13 protein-coding genes are annotated in these 16,123 nt (G+C 70.4%); 6 read left to right on the top strand and 7 right to left on the bottom strand.

The genetic code is table 11. The features are described from left to right. Positions 1–20 precede the first annotated feature (20 nt). Entirely contained in the window at positions 21–2,021 is a 2,001-nt protein-coding gene (locus CAP_RS46300) for a zinc-ribbon domain-containing protein (protein WP_052376602.1), read from the bottom strand. Positions 2,022–2,367: 346 nt separating this feature from the next. Between CAP_RS46300 and CAP_RS36025 the strand changes: the two genes are divergently transcribed. From CAP_RS36025 to CAP_RS36015, 3 genes are all read left to right on the top strand, one after another. Beyond that, the gene (locus CAP_RS36025) at positions 2,368–3,615 is read left to right on the top strand and encodes a hypothetical protein (RefSeq protein ID WP_231511903.1); all 1,248 of its coding nucleotides are present in this window, start codon (positions 2,368–2,370) and stop codon (positions 3,613–3,615) included. Positions 3,616–3,858: 243 nt separating this feature from the next. Further along, complete coding sequence (locus CAP_RS36020) at positions 3,859–4,161, top strand: YtxH domain-containing protein (protein ID WP_052376601.1); 303 nt, start codon at positions 3,859–3,861, stop codon at positions 4,159–4,161. 236 nt (positions 4,162–4,397) lie between these two features. Continuing rightward, positions 4,398–4,808 carry a hypothetical protein gene (locus CAP_RS36015; protein WP_231511900.1) on the top strand — a complete coding sequence of 137 codons (411 nt, stop codon included), beginning with the start codon at positions 4,398–4,400 and terminating at the stop codon, positions 4,806–4,808. Positions 4,809–5,099: 291 nt separating this feature from the next. On the opposite strand, the gene CAP_RS36010 is transcribed toward CAP_RS36015, so the two are convergent. The 3 genes from CAP_RS36010 to CAP_RS36000 form a co-directional block, all read right to left on the bottom strand. Continuing rightward, entirely contained in the window at positions 5,100–5,417 is a 318-nt protein-coding gene (locus CAP_RS36010; protein ID WP_044249311.1) for a hypothetical protein, read from the bottom strand. A gap of 15 nt (positions 5,418–5,432) precedes the next feature. Continuing rightward, positions 5,433–5,603: a hypothetical protein gene (locus tag CAP_RS36005; RefSeq protein ID WP_231511899.1), complete on the bottom strand. Its 171-nt coding sequence runs from the start codon at positions 5,601–5,603 to the stop codon at positions 5,433–5,435. 232 nt (positions 5,604–5,835) lie between these two features. After that, positions 5,836–7,788 carry a serine/threonine protein kinase gene (locus CAP_RS36000; RefSeq protein WP_044249308.1) on the bottom strand — a complete coding sequence of 651 codons (1,953 nt, stop codon included), beginning with the start codon at positions 7,786–7,788 and terminating at the stop codon, positions 5,836–5,838. Positions 7,789–7,981: 193 nt separating this feature from the next. Between CAP_RS36000 and CAP_RS51370 the strand changes: the two genes are divergently transcribed. Further along, positions 7,982–8,305 carry a hypothetical protein gene (locus tag CAP_RS51370; RefSeq protein WP_156041458.1) on the top strand — a complete coding sequence of 108 codons (324 nt, stop codon included), beginning with the start codon at positions 7,982–7,984 and terminating at the stop codon, positions 8,303–8,305. A gap of 151 nt (positions 8,306–8,456) precedes the next feature. On the opposite strand, the gene CAP_RS49190 is transcribed toward CAP_RS51370, so the two are convergent. Together CAP_RS49190 and CAP_RS35990 are read right to left on the bottom strand one after the other, a co-directional pair. Next, the gene (locus CAP_RS49190) at positions 8,457–9,254 is read right to left on the bottom strand and encodes an HAD family hydrolase (RefSeq protein ID WP_044249306.1); all 798 of its coding nucleotides are present in this window, start codon (positions 9,252–9,254) and stop codon (positions 8,457–8,459) included. Positions 9,255–9,261: 7 nt separating this feature from the next. Next, positions 9,262–11,037 carry an AMP-dependent synthetase/ligase gene (locus CAP_RS35990; RefSeq protein WP_052376599.1) on the bottom strand — a complete coding sequence of 592 codons (1,776 nt, stop codon included), beginning with the start codon at positions 11,035–11,037 and terminating at the stop codon, positions 9,262–9,264. A 188-nt stretch (positions 11,038–11,225) separates the two neighbouring features. Here CAP_RS35990 and CAP_RS35985 point away from each other — a divergent pair, with 188 nt between their 5' ends. Continuing rightward, positions 11,226–12,473 (top strand): hypothetical protein, encoded by a 1,248-nt coding sequence (locus CAP_RS35985; RefSeq protein ID WP_044249303.1) that lies wholly within the window; start codon positions 11,226–11,228, stop codon positions 12,471–12,473. A 5-nt stretch (positions 12,474–12,478) separates the two neighbouring features. On the opposite strand, the gene CAP_RS35980 is transcribed toward CAP_RS35985, so the two are convergent. Continuing rightward, positions 12,479–12,649 (bottom strand): hypothetical protein, encoded by a 171-nt coding sequence (locus CAP_RS35980; RefSeq protein WP_156041457.1) that lies wholly within the window; start codon positions 12,647–12,649, stop codon positions 12,479–12,481. Between the two features lie 187 nt (positions 12,650–12,836). Between CAP_RS35980 and CAP_RS35975 the strand changes: the two genes are divergently transcribed. Next, positions 12,837–16,082: a hypothetical protein gene (locus CAP_RS35975; RefSeq protein ID WP_044249299.1), complete on the top strand. Its 3,246-nt coding sequence runs from the start codon at positions 12,837–12,839 to the stop codon at positions 16,080–16,082. Positions 16,083–16,123 lie beyond the last annotated feature (41 nt).

Raw genomic sequence — 16,123 nt, 5'->3', positions numbered from 1 at the left:
CGGTTCGGCTGGCGCCCTGATCACTCATGATTGAACCCCGGGAGATCTGAAGTGTCGACCGTCGGCGGCGCTGCACCCGGAGAGGCAGAAGCCGCCGGCGGAGGAGCCGCACCGGGCAGATCAGCAGCCTCCGCAGGTGAATTCTGGTCTGGCGCTACGTAGTCATCCGGCACACGACCCTCGTTCACCTGCGGGCTCTGGTGCTGGAGGCGACCCGTCGTCGGTGCAGATCCAGGAACGGCCGCGTCACCCACCCCCGCGTCGGAGACCGCACGCACGGGTGGATCCAGTGGCTTTCCTGTCGGTTCGAGACGCTCGATGAACGCCCGCAGCGCCGGGGCGAGCGGGTGTGGCCGGGAGGACGCGACGAGCCGCTCGTACTCTGCGCGTGCAGCCGGAGAATCACCGGCGCGCACCAGGGCGTAGATGAGAAACGCACGCGCACGCCCCAGGCCCTGATCGCCAGACGCTGCCGTGCGCAGCCGCCCCACTGCCACAGGCCAGTTCGGCTGCTCTTCGGCCATGTCCAGCGACGCCAGCGCCAGTGCGGTCTCCGGTTGAGAACCCCCTCCTGCAAGGGTCCCCACCAGCTCACGTGCCCGCCGAACGTCCCCCTGCAGGCGCAGCAGGTCTACCCGCACACGCTGCACGCCCACATCTTGAGGAGCGACCTGCTCCGCGCGCTCCACCGACTTGCGTGCTCTGTCCACCGCGGTGTCCAGCTCGTGCCGCGCCATCGCCTGATCCGGGGAGCCGTCTTCCAGAAGCCGGAGCCTCAGCCACCGGAGATCGGCGCTCGCCGTCTCCAGGCGCGCCAGGTCCGTCGCCACCTTGAGATCACCTTCCGCGAGCGCGCTCGCCTGGAGCAGCTTGTCCCGCGCACCTTCCAGGTCGCCTTCGAGCAGCTCCCGGTTGGCTTCGGCCACCAGCGAAGCTGCCCTCCCCTCGCTCGCAGGCTCGGGTGCCCGCGCTCCGGGCTTCAGGTATCTGGGCACGAGGATGACCCCAGCCAGCACGGCCAGCCCGAGCACCACGAGGCCCACCATCCAGCGCGCCGCTCCCACCCGACGCGAAGGCACCACCGACGTGAAACGCGGCTCTCCATAGGCATCGTCGCTGATGGAGAACCGGATGTCTGAAGGCGTCGGCGTGAGCGGGGCCGCTCTCACGCGCACCTCTCGCACAGGGCGGCGCCGCGGGACCTCGGAGACAGGGGCAGAGGAAGGCGGCATGGACTCAGGCGTGCCTGGCGCTGCCCCATGCTCGACGGGTGCCGCGGCCTCGACCTCGTCGCGCGACCCCTGCTCGACCTCCGGAGAACCGCCTCCTCGCATGCGCTCTGCGGGCAGCGGCGGCGCATCGTCCGGGGCCACCACGCCAGGCCCCTCCCCGTTGCTCTCCAGCGTCACGGCTCGCGGCGCAGGCGTCGGTGGCATCATCGGCAACCGCCCGACCGGTGGCGTCGCAGGGTCGATGGTTTCCGGATCGCTCGCTGGAGGAGGCGCCGAAGGGCTGCGATTGAACGGCCCGGCGACCGGCGGCATGTCGGCGCGGTTCACGGCTGGAGACGCGCTGGGCGAAATGCTGGCCCCTCCCACCTCGGTCTCCGTCGGGACTGGCCCCCCGAGCCCCGCGGGTGTCACGTGGCGTGCTCGTGAAGGACCTGAAGGCCCGCGCCCTGGCCCGGAGCCAGGGCTCATCATCCCACCGATGCCCCGGAAGAATGGCTCCAGCTCGGCGATGGCTCCTAGCCGTCGTGGATGTCCACCACCACGCGACAGCAGATCGTCTCGCGACACCTCCGCCCGCGAGATCGCCGCCTGAAGCTCGCGCAGCATGCGGAACTCGATCTCCTGTCCACCGGCGGTGCGGACGACCCAGCGCTCCGGCAGGGCGCCGTCGGTGCGCCGCACCTTGAACTGGTGACCGCAGTTCGTGCATTTGACGCTGGTACCGCGCCCCGACACGAGCGCATCATCGAACTCGTACTCGGTACTGCAGCGGTCGCAGGTGACATCCATCGGCTAGGCGAGCTCGCCCCTTCGTCGGGAACGGCGGCCAGCGACGAGAACCGTCGCCAGCGCGTCCCCAGCAGGGCACGCCGGAACGTAGCACGGGTCGAGCGCGACTCTCCCCACGGCCCGCATGTGCCGTGACGACCTTCCACGGGTGCCGCACGCTCAGGGTTCTCCCCTCCCGTGCGCCGACCCCGTCCTCAAGATCGAGCTTCCCGGACGAAACGCTGGGCTGAGGACGCACCCGAGCTGCCCTGGGCCTCTTCGGGTCCACACGCGGCCGTGAACGGTTCTTCACGCCTAGCACCGCGCCGCGGCCGATGCCCGTGCCGAGACAGGACTTGTCGGGGGCATGTCGCTTGCTACCCTGGATCCCGTCGCGACCGCCACGCGAGGCCACCTCCTCGATGAAGTGCGGCTCGATGCTTCGGAGATGGCGATGAGGCGACTTGCTCTACTCGGCTTCGCAGGGATGCTGGCGACGGTGCTCGCGGGCTGTCCAATCTGGGACGACAGCCCTCCACCAGGAGGCTGCGGCCCTCAGGGATGCGGCCCCTCAGGTCCTGTCGTGGGGTGCTCGAGCCCCGAAGATTGCGGCGTCAACGAGACGTGCGGCGATGACAGCTACTGCCACATCGGCGACTGCACCATCTGGGGCTGCAGTGACGGATACTCCTGCGTGCTCGACGACGACCTCACCGCGAGCTGTCAGCCGGGGGGCTCGGGGACCGGCGGCTCCGGCACCGGCGGCTCCGGCGGCTCCGGCGGTGAAGGTGGCTCCGGTGGCTCCGGCGGCGGTGGAGATGACTCCGTCTACTGCGGTAACCCGGACGACTGCGCCACTGGCGAGACCTGTGCCCCCGATGGCACGTGTCAGCCGGGTCCCTGCGATCAGGACACCGGCGGCGATACACTGGGCTGCGTCCACGGCTACGTCTGCGCCACCGACGGCACCTGCCAGCCCGAAAACCCGGCGGCCTGCGGTGAGGACGCGGACTGTGCTCCCCTCGGCGCTGGTTACCTCTGCGTCAGCGGCATCTGCACCGCGCCCGCCGACCAGTGTTTCGACCAGACGCAGTGCCCCTCGGGTGACGTCTGTGTTGAGGGGAAGTGCACGCCATCCTGCGCCGCCGATACCGACTGCCCCGCCAGCTACACGTGCGACGTGGTGCTGGGTGTCTGCTCCGTACCGGCACAGCCGTGCGTGATCACCAACGATTGCGGCGGGCCCGACGCCGTCTGCGTCGACGGTGCGTGCGTTCCCCGCAGTGACGGCGCCACCTGCCCGAATGGCTCGGTCTGGGTCGAGAACGGGTGCATCCCCACCCAGTCGGCGAACTTCATCTGCACCGTGGATGGCCAGCAGGACGTCTGCGCGAACGGCTCGGTCTGCCTGCACCACAGCTGCTACATCTCGTGTGACGCCCCCAACCAGGCAGCTTGCAACGGCCTGCCCCCGCCCTTCAATCAGTGCAAGCCGGCGGCGACGAGCTCAGGGACGTACAGCGTCTGTGGATCCAGCACGAACCTCGGAGACCAGTGCGGCCCCACGCTGGACTGCGCGCCCGGTTCGATCTGCATCGACGGCTTCTGCAACTGACCTGCGCGCCCTCTGCGCGCTCGTCATCCCCGCCCTCCTGTCTCCCCCCTGCCCAATCCGTCGTTGGCATGCACGCTGCCTTGAAGGCTCCCGTCAGGCTGAAGCCCTCATCGGGCCGAAGTCCACACCGGGGCTGAAGCCCTCATCGGGCCGAAGCCCAGGCAAACCTGGACTGCTTCGCGCCTCAGCGCGCAGAGGGAGTCAGTCCCGGTCGGCGACCACCCCATGAACGGAGCACCACCGATGATCAAGGCGAAGTACTTCCTCGACACGCTGACCGGCCTCTTTCCCTTTCAGCGCAAGAGTTCTGTCGACTGGATCGTTCCTGCCTCCATCGGTCTCGGGGTCGGCGTCGCTGCCGGGATCGGCCTCGGCGTTCTCATCGCCCCGAATGCCGGCGGGGTTACCCGGCAGAAGCTGGCAGAGGGTGCCACCAAGGTGAAGGACCGCGCCGTCGAAGCTGCCCAGCGCGTGTCCGAGAAGACGGGTATCGGGCACAACCACGTCGCAGGAACCTTCACGAACGACACGACCAGCTTCGGTTGAAGCCAAGCCCTCGAAGGGGGCAGAACGACGACGCGCCGCGCTCGGTCCAGACCAGGCGCGGCGTTCTCGTATCGAGCGCCAACTGCCCAGCGCTGACCGGCACGCTCGGTGCTTCGTGAGAGTCCCAGCTACCTATGTATTACCGGGTTCTCACCGCATTCTTTCCCGGGCGATCGGAAGCCGTCGGTGCGCTCGGCCGACTGCTCTCCCTGGGCGTTGCGGCCGATGACATTCGCATGATCCCCAAGCCGCCCTGTCAGCTCGACGACATCGGCCTGACCATCCGCAGCAAGGCCTCCGAAGGGGCAGCGCTCGGCGCCGTCGTGGGCGGGCTCCTCGGCGGGGTGATCGCCGCGCTCGCCGCGGGAGGGGCCTTGATCATTCCTGGCCTCGACGCCTTCTTCGCCGGACCTCTGGTGGCTGGCTTCGCGGGAGCCGGGGCTGCCGGAGCTGCCGGGACGCTGCTCGGCGCCGTCGTGGGCGCGCAGCTCCCTGAATACGAGGCGCGGTATCTCGAAGATGCGAGTGACACGGGCGGAGCCTTGCTCGCCGTGCGCTGTCCGGCGTCCGTCTCTCAGTCCGTCGAGGATGCGCTCAGCCAGAGCGGGGGATGCCGCATCCGGAAGACCCGTCCTCGCAAGCCGTGACCCGCCCCTCTCGGGTTCGCCACACCTCACCTCCAGCCTTCCCCTTCACCGTACCCCCTTCGCACGCTGGCGAGGTTTCGCTTCATCGCTGGGGTGCGGTGCTGCAGACAGCATGCACGAGAAGGCCTTGTCTCCTGCGAACGCCCCGCCCCCGCCCTCCCTGCTGAACTGCTGCGGAGGCCCCGCCGCCGCTGTCCGTCCTGAAATGACGCAAGCCCCTGGCGCAGGTCACGCCAGGGGCTTCGTTGTGTGCGCGCAGGTCGGAGCCAGGCTCCTCTGTGTGAGCGAACTTCAGTTCTGCTCGTTGACGCCGAGCCGTTCCAGGAGCGACCCCTGGAGCGCCTCGTTCATCGTCTCGCGCATGTACTGCCGGGCCACGAACAGCCCGATTGCCCCGAGCAAACGCGGTGTCAGACCACCGCCCAGCACGAAGCCGACGCCTGCTGCCACGGCGAGTGCCGTGTGCGGGTTCTCCCGCGCGAACGTCGACACCGTCTCGAGGACCTGCCCGGGATCGATCTCGGGGAGGGACTCTTTCAACCCGCCCTGGGCGTCGTCTTCCATGTTGCCGCCTTCGGCATCTCGATGCCTGGTTTCTGCCTTTTGCATGACGACTCCCTCGGACTAGCCAATACGGGTGAGGACGCGGCCGAGCAGGTAACCAGCAAACGCCGCCACACATAGCGACGTCACAGGGCGCTCCTGCACGAACGCGACAAGCTTTTCATCCGCGCGACGAGCCTTTTCGATCGCGCGCGGGACCACCGGGGCCATCTCCAGCAACTTCTGGCCCACGTCCTTTCCGGAACCGTTTGCGTAGCCTGCTCGACCTACCATTGTACCAGCAGCACTCAGCAAGGAGCGCACCAAGGCGGCCGTGCAGCCTGTGCACGATCCCCCGCCTGAGGAGACGGTTCCAGTCTTCGCCCCGAGGGCTCCCGTTGTCCCCTGCTCCCGGTGAGACCCCTGGCCGCGCCGGCTCTGTGTCAGACGGTAACGATCGCCGCCCGAGACTCCGGGGAGAGTTCTAGCTGCCGAGCCGGAAGGCCGCGAACGCGGTTTGCCCGCTCTTCACGGTGACGCTCTTCGACTTGGCTGCACTGCCCGAGGGCTTGCAGCTCACGGAATAGGTTCCGGGCGACACCGAAACCCGCACCGACGTCCCGGATCCCTTGGATGCGCCGTTGACGGTGAATGAGCAACTTCCGCCCGAAGCCACCGCGACGATGGTCCCGTTGCCGCCGCCGCCGCTGCTGCTGCTGCTGGATCCCGAGGGCTCGGTCTCCTTGGTCTCCTTGGACCCACTGCTGGTCCGCACGCCGCTGCTGCTGCTGCTGCCGCTGCTGCCGCTGTTCGACGACGAGGACGACCCACGGGTGCCCGAAGGAGGCACGTACGCCACTGCCCCGGAGCTCGCCGGGGTAGCGGTGGGTGCTCCGCTCGCGACAGGCTCCGCGGAGCTGGCTGCCGATGCAGAAGCTGAGGGCTCAGGCGCTGTGGGCTCCGCCGTGGAGGGAGGCACGGGCGGCGTGGCAGACTCCGGGACGCCCATGCTCGCGCTCGGTGCCCCCGAGGTCGTCACCGGGATCTCGATCGGCTTGTTCGGATCGTCGGTCGCCGAGGCTCCACCACCCGGCTTCCTCAGCACCACGATGGTCACCAGGATCGGCACGAGGACTGCGGCTATCGCCAGCACGCCGTAGATGAGCTTGCGGCTCTTCACCGGCGGCTGCACTGGCGTCGCTTTCAGCATGGCCGGCTGCACTGTCGACGGCCCCATCGCCGGAACGGGCTCCCCTCGTCCTCCTGTGGAACCCGGGCGACCCGCAGCCCCGGAACGTGACGACCGCGGCCCTGCCCCGCTGGGCGGCGGGAAACCCGACGGAGATCCACCGCCCCCCGGGTTGTACGCAGGCAGGTTCTGGGTGGCCATTCCGCCCTGCTGCTGCGACTTCACGCTCGTGATGGAGTCCTCGGGCCGAGGCCTCCCGGGCGGCGGCGTGGGAGGCGGCAGGTAGCCTCCGCCGCTCGGTGCGGCCGGCGGAGCTACGGAGACGGTCTTCTTCTTCTTCGCGGCGTGGGTGATCTGACCGATCCGCTCGATGAGCAACCGGCCTTCGCTGTTCGCGAATGGGGTCAGCGCGTGCGCGAGGGCGTGCACGTTGCGGAAGCGCCCGTCGAGGTCCTTCGCCATCGCCCAGCCGAGGATCTGATCGATCTCGACCGGCAGATCGGGGCGGTACTGCGTCGCCGGGACGGGCTCCTCTTTCGCGATCTGCAGCATGAGCACCGCCATGTCACCGTTGAACGGCGGCCGGCCCGTGACCAGCTCGTAGAGCAGCGCTCCGAGTGACCACACGTCCGTGCGCTGATCGACGTTCTTCGCCTTGCGCACCAGCTCCGGCGATGTGTAGGGCGACAGGCCGAACATCGCGGTCGCCGTGAGCTCGCCGCTGGCGGTGGGCGCCACCGCGTCCCGCATCAGCTTCGCGGTCCCGAAGTCGACGACCTTGAGGAGCGGCGCGCCACCCGCTCGCTGCGTCAGGAACAGGTGCGCAGGCTGCAGCTCCCGGATGATGATCCCGTGGCTGTGCGTCTCTGCCACGGCCTCGGCGGCCTGCAGCACGAGGAGCACCGCCTCCTCGAGCGGGAGCTGCGAGCGCTGCCGCATGAACGTCCCGAGATCCACGCCATCGAGGAACTGGCGCACCAGGTAGAACGAGCCATCGTCCTGGCTGCCGACGTCGATGATCCGCGCGACGTGCTCCGACTCGAGCTTGGCGAGCGTGCGCGCCTCGCGCCGGAAGCGCTCGATCTCCTTTTCATCGCCCCAGCCCGACGGCAGGACCTTGATGATCACCTGCTGGTCGAACTCGGTGTGGAAGGCCTCCAGCAGGAGCCCGTGGGTGCGGCCGAGGATGGCCCTCACCCGGTACTTTCCTGCGATCAGGTCGCCTGGATGGATCTCGTTGGATCGCATAGAATTTGTAGGGCCGAAGGGGCCCACAGGTGAGCGCATTGTGGCACGTCTCGAAGGCCCTGGGGTACCGCCTGGCACGTTCGCGTCCCGGCGCGTTCCCAGCCCCATGTCAGGAAGCCACGGTTCAGCCCTCCCCACCCCTGATCCACCGATGGCGCGCGCTCACCAGACCTCTGTTCGGTAGCATGCACGCATGCGCCCCCTGCTCCTGACCTGTACCACCCTCACCGCCGCGCTCGGCCTGGCCATCGGGTGTGCCTCCGATCCGCCCCGACCACAGCAACCCTACGGCCAGCAGCCCTACGGTCAGCCCCAACCCTACCCGCAGTCCCAACCCTACGCCCAGCAGCCGCAGCCCAGCTCCCAGCAGCCGCAGCCCACCCCCACGACCGCCGCGCAGCCATGGACGCTGCCCACGGCGCTCCCGACCGCCTTGCCTTCAGGATTTCCCACCGCGCTCCCGAGCACGTTGCCGCCGCTTCCCTCAGGCCTCCCCACCTTCCCGCCACCCAAGTGAACCGTCCCGGGAGGCTCTCCGAGGAACCCCCGGCGAGACGTCTTGCCCAGGGCACAGCGTGGTGGCTGGCGAGAGCGGTTCGCGGGGAGTGGGGACCCGTCAAGATTCACTCCCGGCGGGGCGAGGGGACGCGAGTCCCCCTGGTGGAGATCTAGATCGCCAGACCGAACCCACGCAGGGCCGCGCGCACCCCGGCCGCATCCGCAGCCACCACGGCCCGGTCACCGAGCACCGCTGCACGCGCCGCATCCCCGCCGAACCACACCGCCCGCATCCCCGCCGCGATCGCCCCTTCCACATCGGCCGCCAGCGAATCTCCGATGTGCACCACCTGCGCCAGCTCCACCCCCAGCGCATCCGCCGTCCAGGCGAAGATCTCGCGCCCGGGCTTCTCGAAACCGAGCTTGCCCGAATCGGCGATGGCCACGAAGTGCGACCCCCACCCGAGCTCCTCGGCGAGCTCGCGCAACCGCCCCTCGGAGTTGGAAAGCACGGCCACCGGAACGCCTCTCGCCCGTAGATCCTCGACGAGCTCGATCATCCCCGTGATGGGGCGGCGCCACAGGTTCCGAGCTGGCTGTTCGTCCCACAGCCAGTCCACCACCGCCTGCCGGCCCTGGATCCCACCACCCGTGGATGGCTTCCCCGCGCGACCATCTTCAGCCTCTTCAGCGCCCTCTCCCTCCGCGTGCTCTCCCTCCGCGCCCTCTCCCTCCGCTGCCACGCCCGCGACCTCGAGCAGCCGCGCCATCAACGTCTTCCAGGGGTGACCACTCACGCCCCGGTGAATGGCCGCGTTGTAGGCCTCCCACGCCGATGGAACCGCGCTTTCCAGCCGCGCGACGGGCACCGAGAGCCCCTGCTCCGACAGCCTCCTCGCGAGCATCGCCGTGTCGAGCTCCGCCAGGGTTTGACCGAAATCGAACGAGACCGCCGTCGCAGGTGTCATCCCTCGCTCACTCCGCGTACATCGCGTCGATCTCGCGCGCGAAGTTCTCCACCACGTTGCGGCGCTTCACCTTCAACGTCGGGGTTAGCTCCCCGGTGTCGATCCCGAACGAACGGCTCGCGATCGTGAACCGCTTCACGGTCTCCACCTGCGCGAACTGCGCGTTCACCTCGTCCACCGCGCGCTGCACCTCCCGACGGATCTCGGGGTTCTCGTGCAGCGGTCCCGACAGGCCGCGCTCCGTCGCGAGCTGCTGCGCCGCCTCCGGGTTCAGCACGATGATGGCCGTCAGGTACCTGCGCCGGTCACCGATCACCACCGCCTCGGCCACGAGCGGGTGCCGCTTCAACCCCACCTCGATGTTCTGCGGCGTGATGTTCTTGCCCCCCGCGGTGATGATGATGTCCTTCTTCCTCCCCGTGATGTGCAGGAAGCCATCCTGATCGAACTTGCCGAGATCGCCGGTGCACAGCCAGCCCTCAAGGAGCGTCTCGGCCGTGCCCTCGGGGTCCTTGTAGTAGCCGAGGAACACGTTCGGCCCCTTCACCTGGATCTCGCCGTCCTCCGCAATCCGCACGTCCAGCCCGGGGAACGCCGGCCCCACCGACCCGAAGCGGCTGCGCCCCGGCAGGTTGAAGGACGTCGGCCCCGTGTCCTCGGACTGCCCGTACACCTCGCGGATGGGCAGATCGAGCCCCGCGAAGAAGTCGAGCACCTCCACCCCGATGGGCGCCGCCCCGCTCACGCACACCCGCGCGCGCCCGAAGCCCACCGCTTGCTTCACCTTGCCGTAGACGAGCCGCTCGAAGAGCCGGTGCTTCACCGTGAGCAGCGGGTTCGGAATCTCGTCTCGGTTGAGCACGTCGTGGTACGCGCGCCCTGCGGCCATCGCCTGCGCTGCGATGGCGCGCTTCAGCCCCTTGGCCTCGCCGAGCTTCGCCGAAACCCCCGCGTGGAGCTTCTCCCACACCCGCGGTACCCCGAAGAAGATCGTCGGCTGCACCTCGCGCAGGTTCTCCGCCATCTTCTCGATCGACTCGGCGAAATAGACCGACGACCCCGCCGTGATCGGCCCGTGGATCGTGAACACCTGCTCGGCGATGTGCGACAGCGGCAGGTACGAGAGCGAGCAGTCCCACGGCGTCAGGTCGATCAGGCGCCGGGCCACGTCGGCCGTCCAGGTCAGGTTCCGGTGACTGAGCATCACCCCCTTGGGCGGACCGGTCGTCCCCGAGGTGTAGATCAAGGTCGCGAGCGCTCCTGGCTCCACCGCGTCGAGCCGCGCGAAGAACGCCTCGTCCGTCACCTCGGCGCCACGGGTGAGGAAATCGTCCCAGGTGAGCACCCGCGGATCGCCGCTCGCCTCGGTGCCGCGCATCAGCACCACGTGCGCGAGCAGCGGCAGCTCTCCCCACACCTTGAGCGCCTTGCCGAGCTGCTGCGCGTTCTCCACGAGGAGCACCTTCGACTCCGCGTGGTGCACGATGTACTTCAGCTCCTCGGCGGACGATGTGCTGTACACGCCCGCCGGCGCCCCACCGATCGCCATGGCCGCCACGTCGAGGATCACCCACTCGGGCCGGTTGAAGCCGAGGATGCTCACCGTAGAGCCCACCTCGAGGCCCATGGCCATCAGTGCCTTCCCGGCGCGCATCACCTCGGCCGCATACTGCCGCCACGGCGTCGCCTTCCAGGACCCGCTCTCCCTCACCAGATAGGCGGGCGCCTCGGGCCGCTCTTTTGCCCGCGCGAAAAGACGCCGCGGGATCGTATCGCTCGGCATGAATTTCCCTCTTCAGGTGCGTACGTGCGTGCGGGCACGGAGCATATGCCAAACCCTCCGGTCCCGCTCCACAAGGAACGCGCCCCCTCACCGCGACCCCCCACGCACGCATCCAGCGGTGCTCCCGACGGTCACGTGCCGCCATGCGTCACGCGCACCCTTCGCCCCGCTGTGGTAACGCTGCGCCCGTGCAGAAGCGCACCCGCAACCTCCTCGGCGTCCTGGCGCTCCTCTCGCTCGGCACCGCGCTGGGCGGCGCCCTCGCCTACCGCGCCCGGAGCTGGCCGTTCCACGACACCACCGTGAGCGCGCTCGACGCCATCCCTGGCAACGCCCTCATCGCGGGCACCGCCGACCTCCGCGCCCTCAGAGCATCCACCCTCGGCGCCCCCTTCTTCCACGACGGACGCGAGATCGATGGCGTCGGCAAGATCCGCGAGCTTTGCGGCTTCGATCCGCTCGACCAGATCGATGAGATCGCCTTCGGCGTCCCTCCCTCCGACGAAGGTGGCGAGCTTGGCCTCGTCGCCTCGGGCAAGCTCCAGGACGACGACCTCGTGCGCTGCGCCACCCGCGTCATCGAGGCCCGCGGCGGCCAGCCCGTGGTCACCCCCATGGGCAGCTTCCGCACCGTGCGCGACACCAGCACCCCGTCCGGCATCGAGCTCGCCATCCGCCCCGGAGGCCCCGTGTTGCTCGCCAGCGGCAGCTACCTGCGCACCATGATCGACAGCGCCGACGGCCGCACCCCCTCCGTCCTCCAGAACCCCTCTCACACCGAGGCCGCGCGCCGCGTGGAAGGGCAGGCCGCGCGGATCACCATGGTGCTCACCCCGGAGCAGCGCCGTCAGATCGCCGAGGAGGTCGCGTCGGGCGGCGACCCCGACGCTCAGCGCGCCCCCGCCGCCTCCATCCAGTCCGCGGCGCTCGGCGTGGCGCTCGCCGAGAACGTCGGCTTCCACGCCGTGCTCACCTGCGCGAGCGCACCTCCCTGCGAGGCGATTGGCAAGTTCATCGAGCGCGCACGGGACGCCCACGCCAGCGATCGCGGCGCACTCGTCAGCCTCTTCGCCTCGGTCCTCAGGAACGCCACCATCCAGGCCCAGGCAGACACCCTTCACCTGCGGCTGCAGGCACCCACCTCCAGCGTTGCCTTCATCGTGGAACAGCTCCTCACGCTCCGCGCCCGGCGCACGGCAGCGCCGCCTCCCCGCGATGCTCTTCCCCGCGACGCTCTTCCCCCCGAGCCGCCCCCGCACGACCAGCCCTCTTCAGCGCCTCGCCCGCCCGGGAGCGCTGTCCCTGGAGCTGCGCCTGCCACGGCCGGCAGCGCTTCCCCCTCCGCGCCGCCTCCCTCGGAGACCCTCCGCCCCCCGCGCTCCTCCGCAACCAGCGCGACCAGCGCCGCCAGCGCCGCGCCTCGCCAGGCCCCCTGAGCCGCTCACCCTTCCTGATCGTGGCTGGCCTCGTCGCCGGCCTCATCGCTGCCAGCACCCGCGTCTGGCCCACCTGATCGCTCGAACAGGCCTCCGACGACCTCCCCGATCCGCGACACCTTCGGCGCGATCATGATCAGTGCCACCAGGAAGGCCACCAGACCGAGCTCATTCAACGAGGCGCCACCGAACACCCAGCTTCCATAGCACGCCCGTCGCCCCGCCGCGCACGCTGCCGACCGCTGCCCGAGGCGCTGGCGGGCACCTGTCTTCCTTGCCCCTGCCCGAGTGCGTTGACAGCCCGGCAGCGGGCGCGACAGTCTCGCCCCAGCGGCCTTCGGACCGTTTCGAAGGCTCCGCGTCATGCACGACCCCCAGGATCACGCCCCCCTCTCTCCGCGCCCGCCGGGCCGTACGGTCCTTATCGCAGGCGCCGAGGATGGCGACGCGATCGGCGCGGCGCTCCGCGGCAAGGGCTTCGACGTGGCCTGCATCGCGCTCTCCGACCTCCCCGCCTGCATCCTCGCCGAGGCTCCGGCCGTGGTGATCGTGGACATCGATCACCCGGACGCCGCCGCGGCTCTTGAGGGCATCCACGAGCACCCCTCCGGCGCTGCCACCACCGTGCTGCTCCTCGGCGACCCCGTGCGCTCCGCCGAACTCTCTCCCCAGCATTTCACCCAGATCTTCGAGCGCCCTGTCGACCTCGCCGAACTCAGTGCGCACCTCGCCTCCGTCGTCGAACCCCGCCCCGGCTCGCGCGGCTCTCCCTTCCCCTCACCCTCGTACCCGCCGCCTGCCTCACCCCACCGCTACCCCCGCCACCCGAGCGGCCGCCCTGCCCAGCGCGACAGCGACGCTCCCCTCGACGTCTCGGATTTTCCCCCCGACCTCGAGCCTGTCGACGTCGGCTCCCTCCTCCCTCCCGCCTCTGGCGACGACGGCAACCCGCGCCTCAGCTCGGCCCGCATCAGCCCCGAGCTCGAACAGCTCCTCGCCGCGGCCGAGGCGCGCGTCACGGGCAGCGCCCACCCTTCGAGCATCCCCTCCGTCGACGACGAGGCGGACCTCATCCTCAGCGCCGACATCCTCGGCGTCCTCGAAGAGCCCCTCGACCCCGAGGACGACGGCCCCCGCACGGGCTCGGCCTCCGGCGCGTCGACCCCGACGCACGGGCATCCCGCGCCCCATCACGGCTATCTCGACATGGTGGGCCCCTCCAGCTTGCCCGTGAGCCTTGGCGCCAGCAGCGGCGCTGGTGCCTGGGCAGCCGGCTCCCCCTTCGGCGGCGCCCTCCTTCACCCCCCGCCTCCTCCCGCGCCCGTGAGCCGCCGGGACCCGGCCGAGTTCCACGCGCCTCATCCCGCCGCCACCGGCTTCCTCACCGGTGACGTCGGACCTGCGCTCACCCCGCGCGCGGGCGTGGAGCTTCCGCGCGGCATGCGGCACCCGCCCCAGGGAGAGGCCGTCGACACGCCCCGGCGCACCACCGAGACCTCCTACGAAGAAGAGCGCTGGGCAGCGGGCACCCGCGACGAAGCCGACGCCCGCCGCGCGGAGATCCAGGAAGCGCAGCACGCGCGCCAGGGAGATGGCTGGGATCCTTCCCTCACCTCGACCTCGGCCGAGCAAGCCGACCCCCCGCCCTCCCTCTGGACCGCCTCCCAGCGCGAGCCCCCGAGTGGCGCCACCTTTCCTGGCGCCCGCACCGACTTCGGCCACGGCCCGACCTTCAGCGGCCCCCGCACCGATCCTGGCAAAGGCACCTTCACCGGCCCGCGCACCGAGGCTGGCAAGAGCACCACCTTCACGGGTCCACGCACCGAGGGGGCCGGCGTCCCTCCTTTCTCGGGCCCCCGCCCGCCCACCATCGCGCCGCTCGTCAGCCCTCCCCGCGAAGTGCAGGTGCGCAACCTGTCCGAAGCCGTCCTCGACCCGCGACGCCAGGATCTCGACCTGTCCCCCGGAAGCGTCGAGCCGCGCTCCCGCCAGGCCACCATCTCCGACTTCCCCATCGACGACGGCCTCATCACGCCAGACGAGCACCCCTACGTGCGTCCCCCCACCGAGCCCCCCGGCGTCGTCCATGCCGAGCGCTCCGGCTCGAACCACTCCCCGAGCGACCCCTCGCACGGCGCCCCCTTGCCTGCTCCCGAACGCCACCAGCGCTTCCAGGACGACGCGCACGCGCCCCTCTATCCCCACGGGCACGCGCCTGCGCATCCCCACGCGCAGGAGCACGCGCCTGCGCATCCCCAGGTTCATGCACACGCTCAGGCGTACGCACTCCCCCACCCGCAAGGGCAGCACCAGCACGCGCCTTCCTACCCCCAGGCCCCGCCTCGCCAGCACGCGGTTGACCTTCCCACCGGCTCCATGCTGCAACCGTCTCCGCAGGGCCATGCGTCTCACCTGCCTGTCCCCACGGGGGCGCATTCCCTGCCGGCTCCTGCCTCCCTGCCCCTCCCGCCTGCGCTGCAGGCGCAAGCGCTCCCTCTGAGCGCCTCCCCTGCCACGCAGGCCGCGCCGCAGCAGCACCTCGCGCCGGAAGACGCCGCCTCCGCGTACAGCCCACCGGCGGTCACCGTCCTCGGCCCTGGCGACGCTCCCCGCGCGCTCGCCCGCGCCGTCGCCAGCCGCGCCTCCGGCTCCATGGCGCTCACCACCGATGCCGGCACCCGCCGCCTCGTCCTGCACGAAGGCGACATCGTGACGGCGGCCTCGGATGCCCCCGACGAGACCCTGCTCGCTTTCCTCGCCGCCCGCGGGGACCTCGACCGCGACCTCGCCGTCCGCCTCTCCGGCCGCCTCCCGGCCTCTGGCCGCCACGCGGGCGCCGCCCTCATCGCCCACGGCTACCTCGGCCAGGACGACCTCTGGCCCGTCCTCCGCGCCCACGCCGAGTGGCTCATTGGCCACCTCGTGCTCATCGACGGCGGCACCTGCGAGGTCGAAGAGGAAGCCCCGGGGCGCCTCAAGGCGGAGCCCAACGTCTTCGGTGGCGCGACGGGCGCCGAGGTCTTCGTCGAGACGATCCGCCGCGTCGTCCCTGCCGACATCGCCCTGCGCCGCCTCGGCGGCGGCGCCGCACGCCTCGACGAGGGCGCGCGCCGCAACCTCCTCGGCGAGTGCGCCCTCCGCCCCGAGGAAGAGGATCTCTTCCGCGTCGCCCGTGGCCGCGCCGTCTCCGAACTCATCGACGCCACCGAGCCCGAGACCGCCACCCTGCTCTACGCCCTGGTGTGCCTCGAAGTCCTCGACGTCCTCATCCCGCAGAGCGTCTCCGAGGCCCCCCGCGCGCCCGAGCACGACCCCCTCGACGAAGAAGCCATCCGTCAGCGCGTGCGCGCCCGCCTCCAGCTCGTGGAGGACGGCGACTACTTCTCTCTCCTCGGCATCGCCCGCGACGCCACGAGCTACGAGATCAAGCGCGCCTACCTCGCCCTCCGACGCGCCTTCGAGCCCTCACGCCTGCTCACCGCGGGCACCGCCGACCTGCTCGACGACGTGCAGCTCATCGTCGACATCCTCGACGAGGCCTACGACATCCTGCGCGACACCCACCGCCGCGAACGCTACCGCCGCGCCATCGAAGCCCCCCCGCCCTGACCGCCGCACCGCGCCCGCCGCGCTGCGCCCCTCACCCCCAC

The sequence above is a fragment of the Chondromyces apiculatus DSM 436 genome (genome assembly GCF_000601485.1).
Classification (GTDB): domain Bacteria; phylum Myxococcota_A; class Polyangia; order Polyangiales; family Polyangiaceae; genus Chondromyces; species Chondromyces apiculatus.
The sequence above is the reverse complement of the archived record's forward strand: the minus strand, read 5'-3'. Positions and strand labels throughout refer to the sequence as shown.

Bases quoted from the DNA above. Each gene is read 5' to 3' on its own strand.
- CAP_RS46300 (WP_052376602.1), bottom strand. From the start codon at position 2,021: ATGGATGTCACCTGCGACCGCTGCAGTACCGAGTACGAGTTCGATGAT.
- CAP_RS36025 (WP_231511903.1), top strand. From the start codon at position 2,368: ATGTCGCTTGCTACCCTGGATCCCGTCGCGACCGCCACGCGAGGCCAC.
- CAP_RS36020 (WP_052376601.1), top strand. From the start codon at position 3,859: ATGATCAAGGCGAAGTACTTCCTCGACACGCTGACCGGCCTCTTTCCC.
- CAP_RS36015 (WP_231511900.1), top strand. From the start codon at position 4,398: ATGATCCCCAAGCCGCCCTGTCAGCTCGACGACATCGGCCTGACCATC.
- CAP_RS36010 (WP_044249311.1), bottom strand. From the start codon at position 5,417: ATGCAAAAGGCAGAAACCAGGCATCGAGATGCCGAAGGCGGCAACATG.
- CAP_RS36000 (WP_044249308.1), bottom strand. From the start codon at position 7,788: ATGCGATCCAACGAGATCCATCCAGGCGACCTGATCGCAGGAAAGTAC.
- CAP_RS51370 (WP_156041458.1), top strand. From the start codon at position 7,982: ATGCGCCCCCTGCTCCTGACCTGTACCACCCTCACCGCCGCGCTCGGC.
- CAP_RS49190 (WP_044249306.1), bottom strand. From the start codon at position 9,254: ATGACACCTGCGACGGCGGTCTCGTTCGATTTCGGTCAAACCCTGGCG.
- CAP_RS35990 (WP_052376599.1), bottom strand. From the start codon at position 11,037: ATGCCGAGCGATACGATCCCGCGGCGTCTTTTCGCGCGGGCAAAAGAG.
- CAP_RS35975 (WP_044249299.1), top strand. From the start codon at position 12,837: ATGCACGACCCCCAGGATCACGCCCCCCTCTCTCCGCGCCCGCCGGGC.